The sequence below is a fragment of the Collinsella aerofaciens genome, assembly GCF_964243765.1.
Lineage (GTDB): Bacteria > Actinomycetota > Coriobacteriia > Coriobacteriales > Coriobacteriaceae > Collinsella > Collinsella aerofaciens_BU.
Window position 1 is genome coordinate 84,567 of record NZ_CAXTGI010000004.1, and the last position, 25,516, is coordinate 110,082.

The 25,516-nt window shown below is 60.1% G+C and carries 21 protein-coding genes; 4 read left to right on the plus strand and 17 right to left on the minus strand.

Going from position 1 to position 25,516, the window contains the following annotated elements:
* Window positions 1-42: 42 nt before the first annotated feature.
* The 7 genes from nhaA to ACESSC_RS04210 form a co-directional block, all read right to left on the minus strand.
* A complete protein-coding gene (gene nhaA, locus ACESSC_RS04180) occupies window positions 43-1,401 on the minus strand; it encodes a Na+/H+ antiporter NhaA (RefSeq protein ID WP_373161347.1) in 1,359 nt (452 codons plus the stop codon).
* A 267-nt stretch (window positions 1,402-1,668) separates the two neighbouring features.
* Window positions 1,669-2,592, minus strand: coding sequence for a manganese-dependent inorganic pyrophosphatase (locus ACESSC_RS04185; RefSeq protein ID WP_006235927.1), 924 nt, complete (start codon window positions 2,590-2,592; stop codon window positions 1,669-1,671).
* A gap of 166 nt (window positions 2,593-2,758) precedes the next feature.
* Complete coding sequence (locus tag ACESSC_RS04190; protein ID WP_233539868.1) at window positions 2,759-3,712, minus strand: ROK family protein; 954 nt, start codon at window positions 3,710-3,712, stop codon at window positions 2,759-2,761.
* 239 nt (window positions 3,713-3,951) lie between these two features.
* Window positions 3,952-4,284 carry a PTS sugar transporter subunit IIA gene (locus tag ACESSC_RS04195; protein ID WP_199570242.1) on the minus strand — a complete coding sequence of 111 codons (333 nt, stop codon included), beginning with the start codon at window positions 4,282-4,284 and terminating at the stop codon, window positions 3,952-3,954.
* A 9-nt stretch (window positions 4,285-4,293) separates the two neighbouring features.
* The gene (locus tag ACESSC_RS04200) at window positions 4,294-4,596 is read right to left on the minus strand and encodes a PTS sugar transporter subunit IIB (RefSeq protein ID WP_117735519.1); all 303 of its coding nucleotides are present in this window, start codon (window positions 4,594-4,596) and stop codon (window positions 4,294-4,296) included.
* A 155-nt stretch (window positions 4,597-4,751) separates the two neighbouring features.
* Window positions 4,752-6,104 (minus strand): PTS sugar transporter subunit IIC, encoded by a 1,353-nt coding sequence (locus ACESSC_RS04205; RefSeq protein ID WP_117799799.1) that lies wholly within the window; start codon window positions 6,102-6,104, stop codon window positions 4,752-4,754.
* A 120-nt stretch (window positions 6,105-6,224) separates the two neighbouring features.
* Window positions 6,225-7,625: a glycoside hydrolase family 1 protein gene (locus ACESSC_RS04210; RefSeq protein WP_373161351.1), complete on the minus strand. Its 1,401-nt coding sequence runs from the start codon at window positions 7,623-7,625 to the stop codon at window positions 6,225-6,227.
* A 302-nt stretch (window positions 7,626-7,927) separates the two neighbouring features.
* Here ACESSC_RS04210 and ACESSC_RS04215 point away from each other — a divergent pair, with 302 nt between their 5' ends.
* On the plus strand, window positions 7,928-8,647 hold the full coding sequence (locus ACESSC_RS04215) for a GntR family transcriptional regulator (RefSeq protein ID WP_373161352.1): 720 nt from the start codon (window positions 7,928-7,930) through the stop codon (window positions 8,645-8,647).
* A gap of 73 nt (window positions 8,648-8,720) precedes the next feature.
* A complete protein-coding gene (locus ACESSC_RS04220; protein WP_373161353.1) occupies window positions 8,721-9,653 on the plus strand; it encodes a type I phosphomannose isomerase catalytic subunit in 933 nt (310 codons plus the stop codon).
* Window positions 9,654-9,891: 238 nt separating this feature from the next.
* On the opposite strand, the gene ACESSC_RS04225 is transcribed toward ACESSC_RS04220, so the two are convergent.
* The 4 genes from ACESSC_RS04225 to ACESSC_RS04240 all read right to left on the minus strand — a co-directional run bounded on the left by ACESSC_RS04225 (window position 9,892) and on the right by ACESSC_RS04240 (window position 16,245).
* Window positions 9,892-10,659, minus strand: a complete 768-nt coding sequence (locus tag ACESSC_RS04225; protein ID WP_117799803.1) for a hypothetical protein — start codon at window positions 10,657-10,659, stop codon at window positions 9,892-9,894.
* Window positions 10,647-11,585 carry a hypothetical protein gene (locus tag ACESSC_RS04230; RefSeq protein ID WP_117799804.1) on the minus strand — a complete coding sequence of 313 codons (939 nt, stop codon included), beginning with the start codon at window positions 11,583-11,585 and terminating at the stop codon, window positions 10,647-10,649. The genes ACESSC_RS04225 and ACESSC_RS04230 overlap by 13 nt, the downstream gene beginning before the upstream one ends.
* A gap of 551 nt (window positions 11,586-12,136) precedes the next feature.
* Window positions 12,137-15,037, minus strand: coding sequence for an ATP-dependent helicase (locus ACESSC_RS04235; RefSeq protein ID WP_373161355.1), 2,901 nt, complete (start codon window positions 15,035-15,037; stop codon window positions 12,137-12,139).
* A 227-nt stretch (window positions 15,038-15,264) separates the two neighbouring features.
* Window positions 15,265-16,245 carry an undecaprenyl-diphosphate phosphatase gene (locus tag ACESSC_RS04240; protein WP_117766421.1) on the minus strand — a complete coding sequence of 327 codons (981 nt, stop codon included), beginning with the start codon at window positions 16,243-16,245 and terminating at the stop codon, window positions 15,265-15,267.
* A 249-nt stretch (window positions 16,246-16,494) separates the two neighbouring features.
* Between ACESSC_RS04240 and ACESSC_RS04245 the strand changes: the two genes are divergently transcribed.
* Window positions 16,495-16,932: a universal stress protein gene (locus ACESSC_RS04245; protein ID WP_117583590.1), complete on the plus strand. Its 438-nt coding sequence runs from the start codon at window positions 16,495-16,497 to the stop codon at window positions 16,930-16,932.
* Between the two features lie 312 nt (window positions 16,933-17,244).
* Here the strand turns inward: ACESSC_RS04245 and ACESSC_RS04250 are convergent, their stop codons facing one another.
* From ACESSC_RS04250 to ACESSC_RS04265, 4 genes are all read right to left on the minus strand, one after another.
* A complete protein-coding gene (locus ACESSC_RS04250) occupies window positions 17,245-18,288 on the minus strand; it encodes a sensor histidine kinase (protein ID WP_373161357.1) in 1,044 nt (347 codons plus the stop codon).
* A 9-nt stretch (window positions 18,289-18,297) separates the two neighbouring features.
* On the minus strand, window positions 18,298-18,969 hold the full coding sequence (locus ACESSC_RS04255; RefSeq protein ID WP_373161358.1) for a response regulator transcription factor: 672 nt from the start codon (window positions 18,967-18,969) through the stop codon (window positions 18,298-18,300).
* Window positions 18,970-19,139: 170 nt separating this feature from the next.
* Entirely contained in the window at window positions 19,140-20,270 is a 1,131-nt protein-coding gene (locus ACESSC_RS04260) for an aminotransferase (RefSeq protein ID WP_373161359.1), read from the minus strand.
* 24 nt (window positions 20,271-20,294) lie between these two features.
* Entirely contained in the window at window positions 20,295-21,326 is a 1,032-nt protein-coding gene (locus ACESSC_RS04265) for an ornithine cyclodeaminase family protein (RefSeq protein WP_373161361.1), read from the minus strand.
* A 217-nt stretch (window positions 21,327-21,543) separates the two neighbouring features.
* Here ACESSC_RS04265 and ACESSC_RS04270 point away from each other — a divergent pair, with 217 nt between their 5' ends.
* On the plus strand, window positions 21,544-22,725 hold the full coding sequence (locus tag ACESSC_RS04270; RefSeq protein ID WP_373161362.1) for a PucR family transcriptional regulator: 1,182 nt from the start codon (window positions 21,544-21,546) through the stop codon (window positions 22,723-22,725).
* An 18-nt stretch (window positions 22,726-22,743) separates the two neighbouring features.
* On the opposite strand, the gene ACESSC_RS04275 is transcribed toward ACESSC_RS04270, so the two are convergent.
* Both ACESSC_RS04275 and purH read right to left on the minus strand, forming a co-directional pair.
* Window positions 22,744-23,454, minus strand: coding sequence for a hypothetical protein (locus ACESSC_RS04275; protein WP_373161365.1), 711 nt, complete (start codon window positions 23,452-23,454; stop codon window positions 22,744-22,746).
* A 247-nt stretch (window positions 23,455-23,701) separates the two neighbouring features.
* A complete protein-coding gene (purH, locus tag ACESSC_RS04280; protein WP_373161368.1) occupies window positions 23,702-25,309 on the minus strand; it encodes a bifunctional phosphoribosylaminoimidazolecarboxamide formyltransferase/IMP cyclohydrolase in 1,608 nt (535 codons plus the stop codon).
* Between the last annotated feature and the right edge of the window lie 207 nt (window positions 25,310-25,516).

The window sequence follows — 25,516 nt, forward strand, 5'->3', positions numbered from 1 at the left end:
TGGTGGTGTTCACAGGCGGCGTTTTCAATCTTGTATGTCCTTTTACTCGTCCTTGGTCGCGGGGTGCTTGCAGACCACGCTCATGTAGATCATGCCCAGCACCGCGGCGGTAACGGATCCGGCAAGAATGGCGGCCTTGGCAGCCAAGACCTCAAACTGGGCCGTGGGAAAGGCGAGGCCGCTGATGAGGATCGACATGGTAAAGCCGATACCGCCCAGAATGCCCACACCGGCGATCATGTGCCAGTTGACATTGTGCGGCAACTCGGAAATCTTGAGTTTAACCAGGGCAAACGTCATGCCAAAGATACCGATCGGCTTGCCCAGCAGCATGCCAAAGTACACGCCGAGCGTCACCGGGTCGGTGAGCAGCGTGCTCATGTCCACGCCCACCAGGCGAACCTGCGCGTTGACAAAGGCAAAGATCGGCAGGATCACAAAGTTGACCGGCGTGGAGATCAGACGCTCCATGCGGATAAGCGGCGGGGTCACGCGGTGCATGACACGCTCGACCTTGGTGGTCGAGACGGTAAAGTCATGCTGGCCCAGGATGTGTGCCTCGTCATCGTAGCGGTCGTCGAGCAACGGCAGGCACTCGCCCAGCCAATCGGTGAGGCTATCGAGCTTGACACCGCACTTGGCCGGGATGGTAAAGGCCAAGATGACGCCAGCAAGCGTAGCGTGCACGCCGCTCTTGAACATGCAGAACCACAACAGCAGACCCAGTACCGAATACGGGGCAAGGCGGTAGTGCTGCGTCTTGTTGAGCCACACGAGCGCGCAGGTCACAAGCGCGGCGGCGCCCAACCAAAACGGATTGGGGCTCTGACCGTAGAAGATGGCGATGGCGGCGATGGAGATGAGGTCGTCGGCGATGGCGAGCGTCGAGAAGAACACGCGCACGCCGTTGGGCACGCGATTGCCCAAAAGCGACAGCACGCCCAGCGCAAAGGCAATATCGGTTGCCATGGGGATGGCCCAACCGTTGCGGGCGCCGGCATGGTTAAAGATCAGGTAGATGCAGGCGGGAACGACAACGCCGCCCACGGCCGCCAGCATGGGAAGCATGGCCTGACGCGGATTCTTGAGCTCACCGACCGTCATCTCGTACTTAAGCTCGATACCCACCAACAAAAAGAAAATCGCCATGAGGAAGTCGTTGACGAAAAGCTCAACGGTGAGACCGGCCGTAAGGTTGCCCAGACCCACATACAGCGGGGTCTCCAAAAAGTGATGGATGGCCTCGTAGGCATCGGTATTGGCGCAAATGACGGCGGCGATGGCGGCGAAGACCATGACGGCGGCGGAAATCGTACCGTTCTCGGCGATGCGCTCCCAGATGTCGTGACGTTCAAAGCGCTTGCGCTCACGAACGTTGAACAGCTGCTCAGTTGCTGCCATGGGCGGCTCCTTTCACGGGAAAGCTCCCGTCTTAAAAAAGCACGGCCCGCCCAAGTGGCGGCGCCGCGCTCTAACGTATTACGCTTGCATCTAGCCTACCCTGCACGACAAGCACGCAGGCGTGGCCGAAAAGCGGAACCACAGGTTGAACATTATTTGCTCAACGGCACGGGCACGCCTGTCCAAGAGACGACGCGGCGCCGTGCACAAAAAACGACCGGAGCGCGGGACGTCCGCGATCCGGTCGTGGCGTTTGGTCAACTAAACCTAGCAGGCGGCCATGATGGGGGCAGCGACCTGCTTCTTACGGGAGAGGACACCCGGCATCCAGACGCCGTCGTGCTCGTCGGCAATGCCCAGGCCCTTCTGAGCGGCCTCGGTCTCGCCCTCGAGCAGGACCTGCGAGCCCTCCTCCATGATGTCGGTGATGCACAGGACAATGCCATCGGCACCCTTCTCGGCGGCGTAGGCACGCATGGCCTCGCGAATCTCGTCGATCATGCCGAGAGCACGACTCTTGTCGACGGTCTCGTACTGGCCGATGAGCAGCTTCTTGCCGGCGGGCTCGAACATCTTGATGTCGTTGCCGACCATCTCGGCTGCGGTGAAGGAGCCGGACGGACGGGTGAGGAAGACCTCCATGCCAAACTTGACCGGGTCGACACCCACCTGCTCGCCGAGCTTGGCGGCGACAGCGCGGTCGACATCGGTGGTGGTGGGACTCTTGAGCATGAGCGTATCGGTCATCATGGCCGAGAGCAGCAGCTTGGCCTGGACGTCGGAAAGCTCAACGCCGAGCACTCCGGCGAGCTTGGTGACGATGGTGCAGCTGGAGCCCCAGGGCAGGCAGATGTAGTGCAGCGGGCCGGCGGTCTCGAAGTCGCCGATGCGGTGATGATCGACAACGCCAAAGACCGTGGCGTCCTTAAGGCCGGCGACAGACTGGGCGGACTCGTTGTGGTCGGTGAGAACGACGAGCTGACCGGCCTCGACGGACTCAATCACGCGGGGCTCGGCGATGCCGGCGTCGGCAAGCAGCTTGGCGGACTCTGCCGGAAGCTGACCAAGGGCGCAGGCCTCGTAGGTGTTACCGGCATACTCAACCTGGTTGAGCAGCTGGGACAGGACGACGGCGCTCATGATGGCGTCGTTATCGGGGTTCTGGTGACCAAAGACAAGAACGTTTGCCATGGATATCCTCCACTTGATATGTGTACTTGGACGTAGCTATGGTAGCACGCCGATGCCGAGCCTTCGCAGACGGAAGGAGCACGGCATATTTTGGGGCAGGCATGGAGGCCAAGGCTGTCCCTTTTGCACCATGTTGGTGCAAAGTAACCTGGCCCCCTTGCACCAGCTATTTGCCGGCGGCGCGCAGGGCTACGTAGGCGGCACCGATGATGCCGGCGTCGTTGCCGAGCGAAGCGACCTTAATGGGCGTCTCGCGCGAGGCGGAAAGCGCGTACTGCTTAAAGTGCTCGCGAACCTTGTCGAGGTAGACATCGGCCGAAGCGGAAGCACCGCCGCCGATCAGGAACATCTCGGGATCGACCACGTTGGCAATAAGCGCCAGGGCGCGGCCGAGATAGTCGGCCATGGTATCGGCAGCTGCCAGCGCGAGCTTGTCACCCTCGCGGCAGGCCTGGAACACGTCCTTGGAATCAGAAGGCCCGGTGAGCTCGATGGGCTCGACGCCTGCCTTCTTGCACTCGGCAAGGTAGTTGCTCACCACGCCGGTGGCGCTGGAATACTGCTCCAGGTGGCCATGGCCGCCGCAGCCGCAGGTGCGCTCCTCTTCGGGGTTCAGGCACATGTGGCCAATCTCGCCGCCGGCGCCCACAACGCCCGACACCACGTCGCCGTTGACGATAACGCCGCCGCCCACGCCGGTACCGATGGTGACCATCACCACGTTCTGCACGCCCTTGGCAGAACCGAGCCAGGCCTCGCCCATGGCAGCGGCGTTGGCATCGTTCTCGTACTTAACGACCGCGTCGGGGCAGTGCTCCTGGATGGCGATCCTAAGCTCGGGCAGGTTGATGGCAATGTTGGCCTTGACCTTGGCATCGCCCGAAGCCGGAATGGGGCACGGAACGGCCAGGCCAATGCCCGCCACAAAGGCACGCGGGATCTGCGCCTTGGCGACCACCTGGTCGATAGCCTCGGTCACCGCGGCAAAGCCCGCAGCATCAACGATGGGAGGCGTGGGCACGCTGGCCTTGGCAAGCAGGTTGCCGTCCTCGTCGAACAGGCCCTCCTTAACCGAAGTGCCGCCGACGTCGATGCCGATATAGTACTGCTTAGGTTCCATGGGAGCCCACCTTTCTCGTTTAAACATTGCCTGTATGGTACCGCTCCCAAGACAAAAACCTGCCAAAAAGGGACAGGTTTGTTTTGGCAGGTTTTATCTGGGAAAACGCAAACGACCGCTCAAAAGGTCGCGCAGGGCCTTCGCCAAATATAAGGGCGCCGGGAGGCGGAGACTCCCGGCGCCCGTCAAAGGGACTGTGTTGTCTGTTGGACCGCGGTCCATCGCGGCGATAACGCCGACTAGGCCTTAAGCGCCTGCAGCAGCTTGTGGACCTCGATGAGCTCCGTGGCCATGACGCGCATGGTCTCGGTGCCGGCCATCTGGTCCTCGGCATGCAGCAGAATCAGCGGGGCCTCGCCGTTACGCTCGCCGTTGGCCTCCTTTTTAAGGAGCCCCATATGGACATCGTGGCCACCGTTGTAAGCCTCGTCGCCCTGCTTAATAAGCTCCTCGGCGGCGTCAAAATCGCCCTCCTTGGCCTTTTGCACGGCATTGATGTACATGCTCTTGGCGGTTCCGACGAAACTGATGATCTCGAAGCAGGTCATCTGCAGCTCGTTCATATCCTCCATGCGCTGCACCTAGCCCATCACGCTGACGCAGTGGTCGATGATGCCAGCAGCGTTCATGCGGCCGTAGTCGACCATGTTGATGACCTCAACCGGGAAGCGGCCAGCGGCCTCCTTCTCAAAATCGCCCTTGGTGTAGCCAATCTGCGGGCCGAGCAGCAAGATATCGCACTCGTCCAGGTGATCGTGAGCCTCGTTCATAGGACGGGCCTCGACCTCGATGTCCAGACCACGGCTTGCGACCTCGGACTGCATCTTCTGGACCAGCAGGCTCGTGGACATGCCGGCATTGCAGCAAAGCATGATCTTCTTCATGGTTTCCTCCTTATAACTGCGCGGCGCGCAGACGACAACTGGTTTTATTCCTTGCGGCTACTGTACCCACCCCCTGCGTCTTCACACAAGAGGAGAGCCGCGGGCATCGGCACCGCGTACCGGTGCCCGCAACGGTGGAAGGGAAAACGAACCGTTTAGGCGTTCTGCTCGGCAAGGGCCTCCTGCTTGGCGATGGCCTTCTCGGAGATCCTCATAAAAGGCAGGTAGACAGCCATGCCGATGACAAGCTCGAGGGCCTGCCACACGCCGGCGCGCCAGTCAAAGCCCGTGGCAAGCAGGGCGTTAATGACGGGAGGCATGGTCCAAGGCACCTGGGCGATGCAGGGGCTGATGATGCCCGCGCAGGTCAGGCCATAGGTGATGCCGATGAACAGGTCGGGAAGAAGCACGAACGGAATCATGAGCGGCAGGTTGTACACGACGGGGTAACCGTAGATGACCGGCTCGTTGATGTTAAACAAGCCAGGAACGATAGCCATCTTGGCAACGGTCTTGGAAGCCTTGTTCTTAGAGAACAGGAAGGTATCGAGCAGGAGCATGAGGGTGCAGCCCGAGCCGCCGATAAGGGCGAAGCTGTTGACGATCTGCATGTTCATGTAGTGATCGGGCTGGATGGTGCCGCCGGCGGCAAAGGTAGCCATGTTGTCGACGATGAGCATGGTCAGGATCGGCTCGACGGTAGCGCCAGAGATGGTGGACTGGTGAATGCCGACGCAGAACAGCAGGTTCGCAAGAGTGTAGATGAGGATAACAGCCCACGGACCGGCGTTCATGATGCTCTTGAGCGGGTTGGAAATGCACGTGGAGATGATGGTGCACAGATCGGTGCCGGCAAACACGGCGAGCAGAGCCGCGGCAATGGCGAAGATCGAGAGGTTGAGCAGCATCGGGATCATGACGTTAAAGGAGTTGGAGACCGCGGGAGGCACACCCTCGCCCAGCTTGACCTTAAGCTTCTCGACGCCGGAAATCTTAATGAAGAGCGTGACGGAGAGCAGGGCGATGATGATAGCCGCGAACAGGCCGTTGGTGCCGGTGTTGGCAGTCGAAAGGGCGCCCGTGACCTCGGCAGAGGTGATCTTGTCGGTGAGCAGCGGGCTCGTGGCGGCAAGCGTGGCGGTGATCTGCTGCGGCATCATGATGACGAAAGCAGAGATGGCGACGACCACGCAGGCAAGCGGGTTATCGAAGCGCTCGTTCTTAGCGAGGCTGTAGCCAATCAATCCGGCCAAGATAATGGCAGAGACGTTGAGGGTGCCCAGCGTAATTGCCGAACCCCAGGTCTGAAGGTTGGCAAGGCCCGCTGCATCGAGCGGGAACAGGGGGAACACGACGTTGTTAATAAGAACCGCGATACCCGCAAGGATATAGAGCGGCGTGATGGTCGCGAAGGCATCGCGCAGGGAACGCAGGTGAACCTGGTTTCCCACCTTCGCAGAGACCTCGGCAAACTTGTCGAGGAAGCTCTTTCCGTTGTCACTGGCCATGATTGCTCCTAACTTTCAAATCCGGCCTTTTCCTATGCGCACGGTGGTCTGTCGCCCTCTGCCACCAGATGTGCCATGTTTTGCGCGCGGCGGCGCGCGGTCTGGGCGTTCGCCCGGTCGCTAATCAACCACGTGGGTCGTGGCGACCTGTTTGAGCCAGGCCGCCGACTTCTTAAGGCGGCGCTTGTAGCCGTCCATGAGGTCGACCTCGACAAAGCCGTAACGGTTCTTAAAGGCATTGGCCCAAGACCAGTTATCGATGACGGCCCAGTAATGGTATCCGCGGCATTTGGCGCCCTCGGCGATTGCCTTGGCGACCCACTCCAGGTGCTGGCGCACAAAGTCGACGCGGTAGTCATCCTGGATGGTTCCTTCGGCGTCACGGTTCTTGTATTCGTCCATGATGCCGATACCGTTCTCGGATACAAACCACTCAAGATCGGGGTAGTTCTTAGCGCAGTCCATGCCAAAGTCGTAGAGGCCCTGCGGGTAGATTTCCCAGCCGCGGCTCTCGTTCATAACGGCGTCGGGCCATACGTACTCGTCGGCAAAGTGCGGCAGGCCGTACTGGTCGACCTTGCTCGCCGGCGCCTGAACACGCGTGGGGTGGTAGTAGTTGCAGCCGAGCCAGTCGACAACACCCTGCTTGAGAATCTCTTGGTCGCCGGCACGGAACGGGAGCTTAACGCCGCCCTCGGCCAGGCTGTCGAGCACGTCGGCGGGAAGCTCGCCCTTGGTAATAAGGTCGAGCCACCAGCGATTGTTGATGCCGCTGGTCATACGCACGGCCTCGATGTCTGCCTCGCTGGGGTTCTGCTTGGTGTAGACCGGGGTAAAGCAGTTAATCATGCCGATCTTGGCATCGGCGCGAATAGCGCCCTCGTCATAGGCCTTACGATAGTTGGCCACGGCCAGCGCATGTGCCAGCGAGATGTGATACTGCACGGCGCGAGCGCGGTTGAAGTCGTGGAGTTGCGGGAACCACACGCCCTCCTGATAACGCTGCTCGGGCTCGACGATGGGCTCGTTAAAGGTGAACCAGTACTTAATCTCCTGGCCAAACTCGCGGAAGGCGACGTCGGCGTAATGCGCGTAAGCCTCGACGACCTCACGGCTCTCCCAGCCGCCACGGTTAAAGAGGTAGGTGGGCATGTCAAAGTGGTACAAGTTGACAAACGGCTCCAGGCCGGCCTCGCGAGAGGCACGGAACAGCTCGTGATACCACGCGGCGCCCTCCTCATTGAGGTTGCCGTTAGCATCGAGCAGGCGACTCCACTGGATGGAGGTGCGGTAGGTATCCAGGCCCAAGTCCTTCAAAATGCGAAGGTCCTCCTGGTATTTAGCCATAAAGTCATTGCCAGCATAAGAGCCAACGCGGTTATAGAACGAACCCAGATCCTGGATGGACCAGGTGTCCCACAGATTCTCGAGCTTGCCGCCCTGGTTCCACTGACCCTCAGTCTGCGGGCCGGACATAGCGGCGCCAAAGAAGAAGTCACGGGGCAGCTGATACTGAGCCATCAAAGTCCTCGCTTTCGTGTCTAGAGCTTTCGGTTGGAGACGGGTTTGCTTTGGCAAGTTATCCGGCGCGGGCGCGCACCGGTTATCCGGGTATCCAGCCCGCCAAAACAAAACCGTCCCCAAACGGTCGGCCCTGCCGGCGGCAGGGTTCCGTTCGTTGCATACGACTATAGCGCTCTAATTTCTAAAGTAAAGCGTCTTTTTGTTTTTTCTTTCTCGGACTTCTTATATAAAAGTAATATGGGCGCCTCGTTGGGGGTTATACTTACTTGCGTATTCTTATATGTCGGAAAGGAGGTTCCATGATTCCCAAATACGAGGCGATAGCTGCAGATATCCGTCGAAGCATCGAGGATGGCGCTCTTAAACCGGGCGACAAGCTACCCACCGTCGTTGAGTTCTGTGAGCTCTATAGCGTTTCCAAAATCACCGTCAAACGAGCTATCGAGCAGATCACCGAGGAGGGTCTTGTTACCAGCCGGCGCGGATCGGGCACCTACGTTAAAGACACGGCGGGGCTTCCCGACAAGGCGTTTTTCCAGGGCAAGAACGACCGCGCCCAGGGCTTTTCGTATGAGCACCGCGGGGAGAAGGTAACCTCGGTGGTCTACGATTTCTCGATTGTCAATCCGCCGGCAGAGGTTGCGACTCGGCTGGGAATTGCCGAGGATGACTTTGCCTATCACATCGTGCGCGTGCGCCAGGTCGACGAGAAGCCCATCGTTATCGAGTACACCTACATGCCCCTCGAGCTGATTCCGGGCCTTAAAAAGAAAGACCTGTATGGATCGGTCTACAGCTTCATCCGCGAGCAATGCGGGCTGAAGATTTCGAGCTTCCACCGCACCATTCGCGCCGTAGCGGCAACCGAGGAAGAGGCTGAGCGCCTGGACACCAAACCCGGCTCTCCCCTGCTCGAGCTCAACCAGATTGGCTTTTTGGATAGCGGCACCGCCTTTGAGCATTCGATCTCGCGCAACGTTGGTGACCGCTTTGAGCTGCACAACGTAACGTTGGCATAGTTTTGTAGTCATGCGGGCGCTCGTTATGGCTCGTTTAGAGTGGGCAACCGCACAACACCATGGGGGTATGAACATGTCCGATTTGATTAAACTGACGCCGATCTTCCACGAGAAGATCTGGGGCGGCCGCCAGCTCGAAACCGTATTTGGTTACGACATTCCCGAGGGTCCCATCGGTGAGTGCTGGGCCATCTCGGCCCATCCCAACGGCGACTGCCAGATTGCGGAGGGCCCGTATGCCGGCCACACGCTGTCGTGGCTGTGGGCCGAGCACCGTGAGCTCTTTGGCAACTGCGAGGGCAAGGAGTTCCCGCTGCTTATTAAGATTCTGGACGCCAAGGACGACCTTTCGATCCAGATTCACCCCAACGACGAGTACGCTGCCGAGCACGAGAACGGCAGCCTGGGCAAGACCGAGTGCTGGTATGTGCTGGACTGCGAGCCCGGTGCCACGATCATCGTCGGCCAGCGCGCCAAGGACCGCGCCGAGGCAGCGCAGATGATCGAAGATGGCCGCTGGGACGACATGCTCAACGTGCTGCCGATTCACAAGGGCGACTTTTTCCAGATTGACTCCGGTACCGTGCACGCTATTAAGACCGGTACGCTCATTTTGGAGACGCAGCAGTCGAGCGATGTGACCTATCGCCTGTACGACTACGACCGCCCCGGCACCGACGGCAAGCTGCGCCCGCTGCATATTGAGCAGAGCCTCGACTGCATCGATTTTGATGTTCAGGCGCCGACCGACGGCACCGTGACCGCGCCCGAGGTCGACGGCGTGACCGAGCTCGAGTCCAACCCCTGCTACACCGTCGATCGCGTGCGCGTCGACGGCAGCAAGACCCTCGAGCAGCGCTGGCCCTTCATGTGCCTGTCGGTCATCGACGGCGAAGGCACCGTCTGCGGCGACCCCGTCCACAAGGGAAGCCACCTCCTGGCCCCCAGCACCGTCACCTCCATCGACCTCGAAGGCAAGATGGAACTGATTATTAGCCACCTGTAGGTCACTGGTACCCGAGTGCTCGCCGGGATGGACGCGGGGATTGGTCGCCTGCTCGGGCAGTCCCGCTCGCACGGGGAGCACATTAAGTGCTCTCCGGCTCGTGCGGAACTCGCGATCGGCCAAACCCCGCGCCCGTCCCGGCGAGCCTCTGGCTAGTTACGACAATCAAAAAGCAACAAGGGGCTCCCCCGCCCATCAAACGGGAGAGCCCCTTGCCATGTATAACGAATCACGACGCCTACAAATAGACCCTCTCCAGAAACGATAACGTGTCCTGAAGTCGTGTCCTTTCCTTACGGTTGGTCTGCCGATCTACATAAGAAGAAAAGTCCGCAAAAAAATCCTCTGCGTCAATCCTCATTTGCTCTGTTAGCTCCAAACGAGCCGAAGGCGGCAACAAACCAGCAAGCCGAGCAACATCCGAACGATGCTTTCGTCGATCAATGCTATTGCAACGACGTCCTTCCTCATAACTTCTGTTGATATCAATGTGCGCACGCATCTTAAGGGGAATGATATGGAGTGCATCGAGCAACGTGACGCCCCCTACGTTCGTTGCGTTATCACGAATAAACTCATAGTAGCCATCATCGAGAATAATGGCAGAGAGACTCGATATCGCTCCGTCAAAGGATAGAGGAGCCACTTCGCTCGTTTCATCTTCAAGCGTAAAGTCTGGATGCCGGGCAAACAACTCGATTTGGCCGGGATAATCTAAGGCCTGCCTTGATCCTTCGGGTAAACGGAATCGATAGTAAGTACACTTTCCATCGCCGACTTTTCCAATCTCGTATCCAGCGATTTTGATAAATATCCAAAATGCAGTGGCAAATTCGATGCTATTTCCATCAACAATTACAACAACATCCAAATCTTCGGTAGCCCTAAATGAATCACCTTCGCTGTCAAATAGAACGCTGCAGGCTCCTCCGCCAATAAGGACATAGCCGCCCTCGCAATTGCTCATGGCAGCGGCAAACCGCTCTATTCCCCTTACTTTTGGCATATCGTCCTCCTGAGCTGTTCGACCGCATCGAGCAGACGGTCGTCTTTGTAGTCTGCTTTCGCGCAGGCAACATATAAGGAAAACGGGTCAACGCATTGCAGGCCCGCGGTGTCAAAGCTAACATCGGACGGCTCGTCCACGGGATACGACCAAACCTCAATCTCGATAGCAGCCGATTCGTACCACTGGGCCTCCAGCCATCTGTCACCCATACGCTCTTTTAAGGCCTCTAGCTGATACTTTTCGAGAGCAATGGTTGGGGCAGAGCCATCATGAGCAAGGTCGGACATATAGCTAAGGGCAGACACGCCGGAAAGCAGCGCATCAACGGCCCGCAAATCTACCCTGTCGACTGCCTCCTTAAGCCGGATGCGTTCTATAACTGGCGAGCGAAGGTAGTCCTCAAACCCGTCTAGCAACGTCTCGGTCGACAACCCGGTGTCGTGCAATATACGCTTTTTGCCATCCCGCACAATCAATCCAGGAGCTATAGCGGCAATTTCTGAAAGATAGTTGCTTACGCTCGCCGCGCTTTTACCACACAGGCGCGCCAGGTCGCCGGCAGAACAGTCAACCCATCGCCCTGCAATGTAATTTAATACGACTCGCTGGGATTGGGGTGAAAGCGGGGCTGCAGAGGGAGCGTTCAGTATCTCATCAGAAATGAAGGCACCCATAAACGGCAGAAACGTATTCTGCCCATCTCGAATATATGCAATTCCCTCCGAAGCCAGCGCATGCATAAAGCCCAAATCCATGGCATCCCAGCAAATTGCCACCGGACGAGCATCGACCTTGCGCACGGCATCAACAATGTTTCGTGCCGAAATAACACTGGGCAGCTCTTTTGGCTCGGCAACAATAAAGCCACCTTGCTCAGACGTGCCAAGCTGCGCCAAATGAAGCGAAAACCGCTCGAGATACATACGGGGAATCTGCACCTCTACCGGCCTTGGATCGATAGCGAGCTCTAAGGAGAAGATGCGTTTCGGGGGACAGGATATTAACACTCCCTATCACCATTTTCATTTCACCAACGTTTTAGTTACTATCTAAAATTATACTGAACAGTATAAAACGTTCAATCACCAAAACCACAAGGTAACAACCCAAACGCAACAAGGGGCACTCCCGCTCATCAACGGGGGAGCCCCTTGCCATGTCTAATTATTCAGCCCACCCGGCTCTCCAGACCAAAAAGCGACCGAGCAGAGCGCCGATCGCAAGCTGCGCTACCTGAGGACCTGGGCGGGCGTATAGGGCAACGTCGGTCGCGAGTTCCGCACGCAAAGGAGAGCACTTAATGTGCTCTCCACCTTGCGCAGGACTGCCCGAGCAGGCGATGTTGCCCTATACGCCCGCCTAGTCGGATGTACGGGTTTTCCAGGTGCGGCAGATCGGCCTGAAAGAGGAGGGCATAGACCTTGAGGTCATGCCCGACGATTGAAGGCCGAGGTGCCGTGCCTGGGAAAGCCGCCTAGGTCAGTTTCACTATAGGCGCAAAGCCCTTCATAAGCTTTTTGGTCTGGCCGGTCTTTTCGAATTGGACCTCGATCATGTCTCCCGCGACCGAGATCACGGTACCCGTGCCAAAGGTCTTGTGGCTCACGATATCGCCCGCGGCAAAGTCCTGCGATGCACTGGCGCGATCGACCTTGCGCTCCACTGTCGGCGACACCTTGGACGACGGCTTTTTGGCTCGCGGTGCACCCGAGCCAAAGGTCGAGGCAACACGGCCGGCATCGGGCGAGACCCCGCGATGGCGCTCGGTCCCGTAGCTGCTGCCGCCAAAGAAATCGTCGAAGCTCGATCCGCCGCGCGATCCGGAGCCGCCGGTCGAGCGCGTATGCGAACCGAACACCTTGCCGCCATACATATCCGAGCCCATGCCCGAGCCAAAGGTGCCGTGACGGTCGCCGCGCTTCTCCCAGCCCGTGCCCTCAAAACCGGCAGAACCGATACCGCTAAACTCGATATCCTCAAACGGAATCTCGTTGAGGAAGCGCGAGCGCGGGTTGGCAGAAGTCGAGCCGTAGGTACGACGCGTGGCCGCGTAGGTCAAGAACAGGCGTTTGCGGGCACGCGTAATGGCGACGTAGGCCAGGCGACGCTCTTCCTCGAGCTTACCCGGATCATCGCTGCCGCCAAAGTCGTGCACGTGCGGGAAGATGCCCTCCTCCATGCCGGCCACGAACACCGCCGGGAACTCCAGGCCCTTGGCGGAGTGGATGGTCATCATGGTAATGGCATGCGTCTCGCCGGCCAGGGAATCCAAGTCGGAGCGCAGGGCCAGCCACTCCATGAGTGCCGGCAGCGCCTTACAGGTGAGCGGACCGTAGGTGCGCTCGATCTCGTCGGCATGCACGGCACCCGCCGGTAGCTCTGTTGGCACGGTATACGCGTTGCCCGCGATGGCGGCGGCCAAGGCATCCTGCGGCGAGAGCGCCGGGGCGGCTAGGCTATCGAGCGGATTGGAGCCCGCGGCGTCACGAGCGCCGACAAGTGCCTCAAACGAGGATGCCGGAGCGGACGGCCCCGGCTCGGACGCGAGCGCACTCACCACGACGGGCTCGGACTCGGCGCCGGACGGCACGTCGGCAACACCGGCCGCGCGCAGCTCTTCCAAGCTCTCGAGCGTACCCTCGATATCCTCGTGTGTCTCCTCAAATTCGGCGGCGACGCCCAGGAATTCCTGGATGTTCTCGGCGCGGCTCTCGGACTCCATGGTGCCCTCGGCGCGAAAAGCCTGCAGCAGGCCCGTCTTATCGACAATCATCTCGACGACGTCCTTGAGCTCGCCGTCCATGCGGCGGCCCTCGCGCACCAGCGCCACAAAACTCGAAAGGCCGTTGCGCACCTTGGCGCTAAACATGCCCGTCTCGGCTGTTGCAATCTCGCAGGCCTGGAAGAACGAGCAGCGGTTGTCGCGCGCCAGCTGCTCGATCTTTTGAATCGAGGTGGAGCCGATGCCGCGGCGCGGCGTGTTGATGACGCGCTTGACGCTCATCTCGTCGGCCGGGTTCACAATCATCTTGAGGTAGGCCATGACGTCGCGGATCTCGGCACGGTCGAAGAATCGCGTGCCGCCCACGATTTTGTAGGGCACACCCGCGCGTAGGAACATATCTTCGAGAATACGCGACTGGGCGTTGGTGCGATAGAACACGGCGATATCGTCGTAGCTCGTGCCCTTGGCATGCAGCTTCTCGATCTCGCCGGCAATCCAGCGACCCTCGTCGCGCTCATCGCTCGCCTGGAAGGCCTGAATCTTCTCGCCATCGCCCTCGGCCGTAAACAGGCGCTTGTCCTTGCGCTGCGAGTTGTGGCGCACCACGGCGTTGGCGGCGCTCAGGATATGACCCGTAGAACGATAGTTCTGCTCCAGCTTGACGGTCTTGCAGTTTTTAAAGTCCTGCTCAAAGTCCAGGATGTTGGTGATGTCGGCGCCACGCCAGCTATAAATGGACTGGTCGTCGTCGCCCACGACCATAAGGTTTTGGTACTTGGCGGCCAGCAGGTTGGCGATCTCGTACTGGACGTGGTTGGTGTCCTGATACTCGTCGACGCTAATGTAGCGGAAGCGCTCTTGATACTTGTCGAGCACCTCGGGGCGGGTGCGCAGCAGCTCGAGCGTGCGCACGAGCAGGTCGTCGAAGTCCATCGCGTTGGCGGCGCGCAGGCGGCGCTCCAGCTCCAGGTAGACCTGCGCGGCCTTTTTGTCATTGGGGCTATCGGCGCTCTTGAGCATGTCCTCGGGGCCGATCATGGCGTTTTTGGCCGAGCTGATCTTGCTGCGGATCATGTTGATGGGGAACTGCTTTTGCTCGATGCCGAGCGCCTGCATAATGTCACGCACCATGCGCTTTGAGTCATCGTCATCGTAGATGGTGAACTGGCCGGTGTAGCCCAGCAGATCGGCGTCCTCGCGCAGCATGCGCACGCACATGGCATGGAAGGTGCACACCCACATGCCACGGGTGCCGCTGGGGATGAGTGCCGTCAGACGCTCGCGCATCTCTGCCGCAGCCTTGTTGGTAAACGTAATGGCAAGAACCTGCCAAGGCTTAACACCCAAGTCGCCGAGCATATGTGCGATGCGGAAGGTCAAGACGCGGGTCTTGCCCGAGCCGGCGCCGGCGAGCACCAGCAACGGGCCCTCGGTGGTCAGGACCGCCTCGCGCTGGGCGGGATTAAGGCTGTCGATGTCGACGAGCGGCTTGGCGGGTTTGGGTGCCGGCGCAGGAGCGTCGTAGATGTCGAGCGGAACGAGCTCGGGCTCCGGCGCAGCGGGGGCGGTGTATGCATCGAGTGGCACGGGTTCCGGCGCGGGCGGCACGGGTACCGCAGCATTCTTTTCCCAGGGCAGGGGCTGGGTCATGGGCGACTCCTCATCTGACGGACGGCGCGCCTGCGGGCAGCGCCATAGTTTGAGCCGTACCAGTATACCGAGCCGCGCGGACACCGACGCAAATCACACCACGACTCCGTGCGCCACCATCGGACCCACCCCATCGCCCAAAAAAGAGGGCAGCATAGACCTTTTGGTCATGCCGCCCTCGTTGAATGACAAGTTGTCGCTCTGGCCGCCGCGCAGCGTCAACCAAGTTACAGGCCGAGCATAGGCTCCAGAACGAAGAAGTACGCGAGCACCACGATGCCCAGGATGATGCGGTAGACGCCGAAGCACTTGAAGTCGTGACGGCGAACGAAGCCCATAAGCCACTTGATGGCAATGAGCGACACCACAAAGGCGACGACGCAGCCCACGCCCAAGATGGCGATCTCGTTGGTGCCGAACGTGCCGCCCTTGATGAAGTACTTGACCAGCTTGAGCGCACTCGCGCCAAACATGACAGGGATGGCCAGGAAGAACGTGAACTTAGACGCCACCGAGCGCGTGCAGCCCAAAAGCAGGCCGCCGATGATGGTAGAACCGGAGCGAGACGTACCAGGCACCAGCGAAAGCACCTGGAAGCAGCCGATACCCAGCGCAGTCTTCCAGCTTAGATCCTCGAGCGTGGCGATGGAACCAAAGTCCAGATTCTCGTCATCGTCCTCATCCTCAGCGGTAGCCGTGGCGGGCGCCGCAAAGTGCGCACCGGCGGGACGTCCACCCGACACCACAGCACGCGAACCAAACGAACCGGCAACGGCCATTTCCTCGCGCTTGCTCGCGCGCCAGTTCTCGATCACGATAAACAGCACGCCGTACACAATGAGCGCCAGCGCCACGACGGGAGCATTGTAGAAATGCTCCTCCATCCAGTCGTTGAGCGGCAGGCCGATCGCCGCCGCAGGAATGCAACCGAGCACAATCTTGCCCCACAGCACCCAGGTGTCGTGACGGCCCTCCTTGCCCTTGCTGGGCGAGAACGGATTGAGCTCATGGAAGAACAGCACACAGACGGCCAAAATGGCGCCAAGCTGAATCACGACCAGGAACATGTTCCAGAACGTCTCGCTCACGTTCATCTTGACGAACTCGTCCACCAAGATCATGTGACCGGTCGACGAAACGGGCAGCCATTCGGTGATGCCCTCGACCAGGCCCATGAAGGCAGATTTTAAAAGCTCGATGATATCCAAAGGGACCCCCTCGTTAGACACCCGCCGGTAGATGTTCTGCGGACGATGCGGGCGATGTCCCATTATCAACCGTTGGCGGTGCGACCGCGCCTACCCTTACCAAAAAACTCGCCCGTTCACAGAATTGCGAGCAGTTAAACCGAAATCCTTGGGTATAACTGCAACAAGATAAAGTGTCCGGCGGTCAACGCACCCGCGCCCGCCCGACGCACGAGCCCCGCGCCCGTGCGATAGACCAAGGAGGAAACCATGAACGAGGGTTACACCAAGGTATTTGTTTCACTCGACGGTACTGAGCAGCAGGATTTTGTGCTCGCACGCGCCATCAAGGTCGCCGCGAACAACGGCGCCAAGCTGATTATCGGCCACGTTATCGATTCCACGGCGCTCGAGAGCGCCGGCTCCTATCCGGTCGATTTGGTCAACGGTCTGGAGGAGGCCTTTAAGAACTCCATCGAAAAGCAGCTCGAAGAGGCCAAGGCCAATCCCGATATTCCCGAGGTCGAGGTCATGATACGTGCCGGTCGTATTCGCGAGACGCTCAAAGACGAGATGCTCGACGTGGTCAAGCCCGACCTGGTGCTCTGCGGCGCTCGCGGCCTGTCCTCGATCAAGTATGCGCTTCTGGGTTCGATTTCGACGTTCCTGCTGCGCAATACCGACTGCGACATTTTGGTCGTAAAGTAGCGTTGCTCCCACCGGCCGCGGGGCCTGCGGGGTTTCCACGGGCACGTCCTCGCCGCGTTGCGGCTGCGGGATGTGCCCTTAGGAAACCCCTCCCGGCCTCGCGGCCTTCGCAGCCTTACTTCAGCGAGTTGGCTGATAAAAGATGGCGTGCCGCCCCGTTTGGGGCGGCACGTTTTGTTTGGGCTGCACGTTTTTGTTTTGGGAGATCCATTTGAGCCTCATAGTTATGTTCACGTTCGGGAACATAACGCCAGTTGCCTTAGCTAAGTTCACGTTCGGGAACATAGCCGTCCGCAGCGCAAGACGGCCCGGCTACTCAAAGTATTGGAACTTGTTCGTCGAGAAGGCGAACGTTACGACAAAGCCTTCGCCGGAGTCGGATGCCGCCGTGACGTCGATGCCCATCTTGGAGCATAGGCGCGCCACCAGGTAGAGGCCGATGCCCGTTGCGCGCTTGGTGGTGCGGCCGTTGTCGCCGGTAAAGCCCTTCTCGAACACGCGCGGCAGGTCTGCCGCACACACGCCGCAGCCGTTGTCCGCAACGGTGAGCTCGATGCGCTCGCTCGCCAGGCCCTCGTCCAGTAACGCGCCCGAAAACACGATCTTCGCGCCGTCCTCGCGCGCATATTTAATGCTGTTCTGAATGAGCTGGCCCAGGATAAACTCGAGCCATTTTTCGTCGGTAAAGACCTCGAAGTCGAGGTTCTCGCACACCGGAGCCACGTGCGCCGCAATGAGCTCGCGCGCGTTGGCCTTAATCGCACCCGTCACCAAGGTCTTAAGGTCCCAGCGGCGAATCAGGTAGTCGCGCTCCACGACTTCCGAGCGCGCGTAGTACAGTGCCTGGTCGATATAGCGCTCAACGCGAGCCAGCTCGCGACCCAGGTCATCCACACGCGACAGGTCGTCTTCGCTGCCGTCCAGGTTTTCCAAAATCAGATGGGCTGCCGCCAGAGGCAGCTTGGCCTCGTGGACCCAGCTCTCGATATAGTCGCGATAGTCATCGGTCTGGCGCCTGCCTTCGGCAACCTCGTCGCAAGCGGCTTTGCCCACCCGGCGCAAGACCTCGTACTCGAGCTCGCCCTCGGCATAGGTCGGACATTGCACCATCTCCTGCACCCATGCGGGACTCTCGAGCTCCCCTACCGCACGCTCCAGCTGGCGCAGAAAACGACGACGGCGCGCGTACTCGATCACGATGCCGAGCATACCAAAGATAAAGGACACGCCGACCGCCACGACCACGATAGAAACGGGTGCGCCGGCGACCGTCAGTACAAAGCAGCTCAGCAGCACGCCGCACGTCCACACGGCGACGGGAAGCAGCGCATCTTTGAAGAATTTGGCAAACGACATAGCCGGCCCCTAGACCGAATAGCCCTGGCCGCGGTGCGTCGTCAAATACCCCTTGATACCGATTTTTTCGAGCGTGGTGCGCAGGCGGTTGATGTTGACGGTAAGCGTGTTGTCGTCCACGAAGGCGTCGGAGTCCCACAGGTCCTGCATGATGGCCGAGCGCGAGACAATCTTGCCCGCGCGACCCAAGAGCAGCGAGAGGATACGCAGCTCGTTTTTGGTGAGCTCGGTACTGGTGCCGGTTTGCATGTTGATGACCATGGAGCGAGCGAGATCGAGCTCCAGTCCCTTGTGGACAAGTGTGCTGCGCTCGCCCGCCGCCGCGGTGCGACGTAGCAAGGCATTGATGCGCGCCACGAGCACGCGCGCGCTATAGGGCTTGGGAACAAAGTCGTCCGCGCCGAGCGTCATGGCCATGACCTCGTCGATCTCGGTCGTGCGCGAGGTGAGGACGATGATGGGGACCTCGGATTCGCGGCGAACCTCGTGGCAGATATGCTGGCCGTCCTTGACGGGAAGCGTGAGGTCGAGCAGCACCAGGTCGGGCGCGGCGGCGAGAATATCGCGCGAGACATGCTCGAACGATTCGCAGGCCTCGATTTCAAACCCGGCGCGGGCAAGGATGTCGACAAGCTCACGACGAATGGGCTCGTCGTCCTCAACGACATAAATCAGCGCCATGTGTCCTCCCGTTTCTCGTAACTTGCACTTTCCACACCATTATGCCCACGGCGTCGCAGCGATGCGACCCCGTGGGCACCTAATATGACAAAAGTGTTCGGTAGCCTTAAGAGAAAATAGGGGCCGACCGGTCCTAAACCGATCGGCCCCATCGCTTCGACCTCGAGCCTCTACTCGAGCGTACGCATGTACGCGGAGATAGCATCCAGGCCCTTCTGCAGGTCGTCGGTATTATCGGAGTATGCATAGCCAATGCGCATGCTCTTGGGCTCCTCGAAGCAATCGCCCGGGGTGACGAGTGCGCCGGACTTCTTAATCATGTCGGTGCAGAACGTCCTGGAGTCAATGTCGTAGTCGTAATACACGAGCGCGGTGCTACCCGCCTCGGGCTTGACGAACGACAGGTGCGGCTCGCTCTCGACCCACTTCTCCAGAACAGCAAGGTTCTGACGGACGATGCGACGGCTGCGCTCAAGGATCACGGAAGCGTTGCCCAGAATCAGCTCCGCCACCGACTCGCTGAATATGCCGGCGGAAATCAGGTTGTAGTCGCGATGCGAGAGCAGCGCGCGACGGAGCTCCGGGCTCTTGGTGACCGCCCAGCCCAGACGCAGGCCGGCGAACGACCAGACCTTGGACATGGATGCGGTGGCGACGGCCTTGTCGTACAGGTCGACCACGGACTCGGCGTACTCATCCGTCTGAGTAAGCAGACGATAGACCTCGTCGCAGAGCAGCCACGCGTCGTGTTTGCGTGCGACCTCGACAATCGCCTTGAGCGTATCGGCGTCGAGCAGGGCGCCCGTGGGGTTGTCCGGGTTATTGATGCAGATGAGCTTGGTATCGTCGGTCACCAAGGCATCGAGTGCGTCGACGTCGACGTGGTAACCGTTCTTGCGATCGAGCTGAAGGATATCGACCTTCGCACCGCACATCTCGGGAATCGAATAAAGCTGCTGGTAGGTGGGCTTGACGGAGACTACATGATCGCCCGGTTCGACGAGCGTGGAAATAACCAGGGAGTTGGCGCCGGTCGCGCCGTGCGTGGGCACGATATGCCCGGGCTCGACCGTCTTATAGAGACGCGCGACCCCCTCGAGGAAGCCGGACTGTCCCTCGATGTCTCCGTAGGTGAATCGGCGCGAGCACAGGCTATCGAGCCACGCCTTCTTGTCGGTGTTCGTAAGCTCGAACAGCTGGTCGAGCGTGAGGGAGTAGACGCACGTCTCCGCAACGTTGTGGGTGCACTTGGTCTCCCACTCGTTCATCCACTGCTCGACGGCGAAATCCTTGATCTGCATTGTCGTTTCCTTTCCTTGACTTTCTTACAGTTCCACCACGGTGCCCAGCCCCGCCTCGACGGCGCGGTCGTAGGCAATTTTCGATGCCGAAAGGTCTTGAACGGCGATGCCCGACGTATCGAACACCGTCACCTGCTCGTCATCCGAACGCCCCGTAGCCGTGCCGGCGATGACTTCGCCGAGCTCCGCTTTGATGTCCTCGGGTGTGATGGCACCCTCGGCAACCGGAATCTCCAGCTCGCCGGACGCGACCGATTGCTCGCGGTCGTCGACGTAAACAGCGGCACGGGCGACAAGCGCCGAGGCGAGCTCCTGCTTGCCGGGCATGTCGGCACCGACGCAGGAGATATGCGCACCGGGGCGCACCCATGCATCGGGGATGATGGGCTTGGTCGCAGGCGTGATCGTCACGATGATGTCGACCTCTGCCGCGGCGCCTTGGCCGTCGGCCGTCGCCTCGATGGAATAGGTGGATGCCTCGCGAGCATGCTCGCAAGCGCCCAAGATATGGGCGACCTCGTCTCGCATGCGCTCGACGCGAGCCTCGGGCGCGGCATCGGAAACCGGCTCCCACACCTTGACCTCGCTCACTTTGGGACAGGCGGCGAGCACGCCCGCCACCATATAGGTGCTCATGTGGCCGGCACCCGCAACAAGCAGTTTGGACGCATCCGCCCGAGCCAGCCACTTGGCGCCGAGCGCAGCGGCAGCACCGGTGCGAAGTCCAGTGACGGCGGAGGCATTGAGCAGCGCCAACGGCTCGCCCGTCGCGTTGTCGCACAGCAGCGTAGTGCCAAAGATCTCGGGGAGCCCCTTTTTGGGATTCTGAGAGAACCAGGCAGTGAGCTTCAGGCCGAAGAGGCCGCTTCCCGCCAACTCGCCCGAGCGGATATCCATATCGGCCACGCCGGGTTTGAACTGCTCATATACCATCGGCCACGCAACACCCTTGCCCGTTGCCTTCTGGCGATATGCCTCCTCCACGGCAGCGATTGCATCCTCGATCGTCAGCACCTTGGAAACTTCCTCGGCCGAAAGCACCACCATCTGCCCCATCATCGCTCCTTTCAGCGAAAGCTTTACGTTGCTTCACTGTACGGTTTAGTAACGATGCCGCCAAGGATCATTTTTTGTTGGAATCTACAACAATTCTTAATCTGATTTTTTGCTCTATCAGCAGATATTTGAACTATTTCTCGCATCGACGGCATACGGATGTGCGATTATCCTTTTTATGCCGGTATTTATTGTAGTGATTTACAGGGTGATGTTGATGCTATACACCGTCTCGGACTTCTCACGGGAATATGAGGGGTCGGTCCGTCTAATCGCCGGCAGCGATGGCATCTCGCGTGCCGTCTCCGGCGTCGGGATCCTCGATTATGAACTCATGCCCGGCCTCAAGAACAAGTACCAGCGCGTCAACTTCAGCTCAGACGAGATCGTCCTCAGCACCTTCCTCTATGCGAAGGACGACCCGTACCTCATCACTGAAGCCGTGAAATACCTCGTCGCCAAGGGAACGAGCGGTCTCATCATCAAAAACGTCCTGCACATCCCGATTCCCGACCAAGCCATCCGCTACGCCAACGCGCGGCACTACCCGGTCTTTCTCACGACCGACGACTCACTGTTCTTTGACAGCGTCATCTACGAGGTCAAACGGCATATCGAGCAGCTCGCGTCCATCGACTTCGCACAGCGCGAGATCGATGCCCTGAGGACAGACGTATCGCCCGAGTCCATCTGCCGACGCATCCGAGGCCTCAACCCGTCATTTCTGGACGAAGCGGTCGCCCTGTTCGCATCGTTTGCAGAGTCCCTCGACCCGCGCACGTTTTTGCAAATCGAACGTCTCTGTGCAAAATCGACCCTCGCCGGATGCCACAACATGCTGGCACCCTATGACGGAGGATTGCTATTCGTAGCGACAAGCGACTCGGAGCAGACGCTCGATGTGGAGCGAATCGTGCAGGCGCTCACGGAGCTCATCGAGGCTAGCGGCATCGATGGCGGAGCGGAAGGGCTCGGCATCAGCGATATTCTGTTTGGAGACGAGGCGGTGGCGCAGGCGATCTCGCAGGCGATTTACGCACAGCGCCTATCTTGTCAACGAGCCGAGGGTCCCGTCCGCTATACGCAGCTCGGCATCCTGAGAACCGTGATGCCTTTTGCGGAAACCCCGGAGATGCGATCGTTCTCGGAGGCGATTCTCTCGCCGATACGCGAGCACGACAGTGAGCATGGCAGCGAGCTGGAATCCACGCTCGCCGCATTCATCGAGAACGACCGACGTATCGAGCGAACCGCCAAGCAGACTGGCCAGCACCCGAACACGATTCGATATCGCCTCGATAAGGTGACGGCTCTCACCGGACTGAGCTACAAATGCGCCCCGGAGATGGAGCAGCTGTCGCTCGCCTACGCCATCGAACGCGCTCGCTCGCTTCAGTAAGCCCACCCCACCTTGAGGTTAGGAACGGCGGGCGCGAAGCTTTTCGTAGCCGTCGACAAAGAAGGCGACCGTGGCGGCGTCGGCCTCGGCGGCGTCCGTCTCGGTTGCGGGGACCACGCCGTGCTCGTCGCTCACCAGGAACAGCGCGCCCTTAAGCTGCGCGGGAATATCTACGCGCGTGACCGGGATGCCCTTGGTCTGGGCCAGCTGCTCGATGAGCGTCGCCGTGCCGCACAGGCACTCGTCCGCCGGCGCCACAAAGGCGAGTTCGCCGTTGTTGACGGCGGCGAGCAGCTCGGGCGCCACGCCGGTCTCGTCGGCTTCGGAGCGGGCCTCGGCGGAGCGGGCACGCAGCGCCTTGGCCGACGTATCGGCGAGCGGCTCGTACTCCCCCACTGTCATGGCGGCGTTGCCGTTGATGTCGATCACCAGCATGAGCACACCGTCGTGTGCGGTGTAATCGCCCTCGGCTAGTGACCACTCAACGTGCTGCTTGGCCCAGCTGAGCATGTTATGGGTAAGCGGCTCGCCCTGCACCAGACGCTCGGACAGTGCACGGATGTGGCGGTTGAGCATGGGCACCTTTTTGTTGGACATGCGCCAACGGCAGACAAGCGCGGGCTTGTCGAGCGTAAACTTCTCGACCGCCTCCTGATTGGCGCAAAAGTCCTCGTACGCACGCTGATCCTCGGCATTGCCAAACAGCTCGACATCATCAATCTGGGGCATGGTTGTACCTTTCGTGTTAGTCATTCCGTCCTCTTATACCAAAAAGACGGCCCTCCAAACGGAGCAGCCGTCTTTTGCAGAGATTATTTTGACGATATGGTCAGGCGACCGAACAGTTTAATGGGATAGAGAAACATCCCATTAAGGGTTTTCCAAGTGCCCGAGATTGCCCCGAAAGAGGAGCGCCGCGTACTAAATGTACGCAAGCGACGGTTTGAGGGGCAAGGTCGGGTGCTTGGGAAAGCCTCTAGTGCCTAAAATGCCTAGCTCCGGTGAAGACCATCGCAATACCATGCTCGTTGCAGGCCTGGATGCTCTCGTCGTCGCGCTTGGAGCCGCCGGGCTGGATGATGCAGGTCACGCCGTGCGCGGCAAGCACGTCGACGTTGTCGCGGAACGGGAAGAACGCGTCGCTTGCGCAAGCAAAGCCGCCCTTCTCCACGCCCTCGCGCTCGCAGAAGTCCTCGGCACGCCCGCAGGCCAGCAACGCGGAGTCAACGCGGTTGGGCTGACCCGGGCCCATGCCAATGCCGGCCTTGCCCTTGGAGACCAGGATGGCATTGGACTTAACGCCCTTGCAGACCTTCCAGGCAAACTCGAGCTCGGCCATCTCGGCGTCGGTGGGCTTGCGGTCGGTGGGGAACGTAAAGGTCGCGGGGTCCTCGGTCACGTGGTCGACCTCCTGCACCAGCATGCCGCCGTCGATGGAGCGCAGCTCCACCTGGGCGCCGTGGTCCACGCCGCCGGTAGCCAGCACGCGCAGATTGGGGCGCTTGGCCATGCGCTCGAGCGCCTCGGCGGTGTAGCTCGGGGCGATGATGACCTCGACGAACTGCTTGTTCTGATCGGCAAAGTGCTCAACCAGCTCAAAGGGAACCTCGCGGTTGCAGGCGATGATGCCGCCGAAGGCGCTCTTGGGATCGCAGGCAAAAGCGCGGTCGTAGGCGGCCGTGATGTCCTCGGCAACGGCGGAACCGCAGGGGTTCTGATGCTTGAGGATCACGCAGGCCGGCTCGTCGAACTCGCGGACCAGGTTCCAGGCGGCATCGGCGTCCAAGTAATTGTTGTAGCTGAGCGGCTTGCCCTGGATCTGCTCGGAGCCCACAAGCGGGAACTGCGAGCTCGCGGTGTTCTCGCAGCCCTCGGCAAAGCGATAGACCGTGGCCTTCTGTTGCGGGTTCTCGCCATAGCGCAGGTCGTCGACCTTCTCCAGCGAGATCTCGAGCTTGGCAGAGGTGTCCGCCACGTCGCTTGCCTGAGCGGCAAGCCAACGGGAGATAGCCGTGTCGTAGGCGGCGGTAGTCTGGTAGACCTTCACCTGCAGGCGGCGACGGGTGGCAAGCGTGGTGCAGCCGCCAGTCTCGTGCATCTCGGCTAGGACGGCGTCGTAGTCAGCCGGGTCAGAGATGACGGTAACGCTCGCAGCGTTCTTGGCGGCAGAGCGCAGCATGGAGGGACCGCCAATGTCGATGTGCTCGATGGCGTCCGCAAAGGTGACCTCGGGGTTGGCGACGGTCTTCTCGAACTCGTACAGGTTGACGACGACCAGGTCAATCAGCTTAATGCCGTGCTGAGCGGCCTCCTGCATGTGCTGCTCGGAATCGCGGCGGGCCAGCAGCGCGCCGTGAACCTTGGGGTGCAGGGTCTTAACGCGGCCGTCCATCATCTCGGGATAGCCCGTGAACTCCTCGATGGGGGTTACGGGAACGCCCGCGTCCTCGATGGCACGAGCCGTGCCGCCCGTAGAGATGATCTCGACGCCAAAGTCATCGACCAGCGTCCGTGCGAAATCGACGACGCCCGTCTTATCGGTAACCGAGATCAACGCGCGTGCGATCTTCACATCAGATCCCATGCAGTCCTCCTGTCTGGTACGCCGCCGTGCTCTGTGAGTCGGTGATACGTCGATCTGCAGCGCTCGCGCAGCGGCATTGAAAATACTGATTTAATGTAGCGCATCGAGCGCATCGATGCACCCCGCAACGCACGGCTGTGCAGAAAAAGTTTGCGAGCGAAGGGGATGGACACGGCATCGGGCACGGTGAGTTCATGGAACACAGGG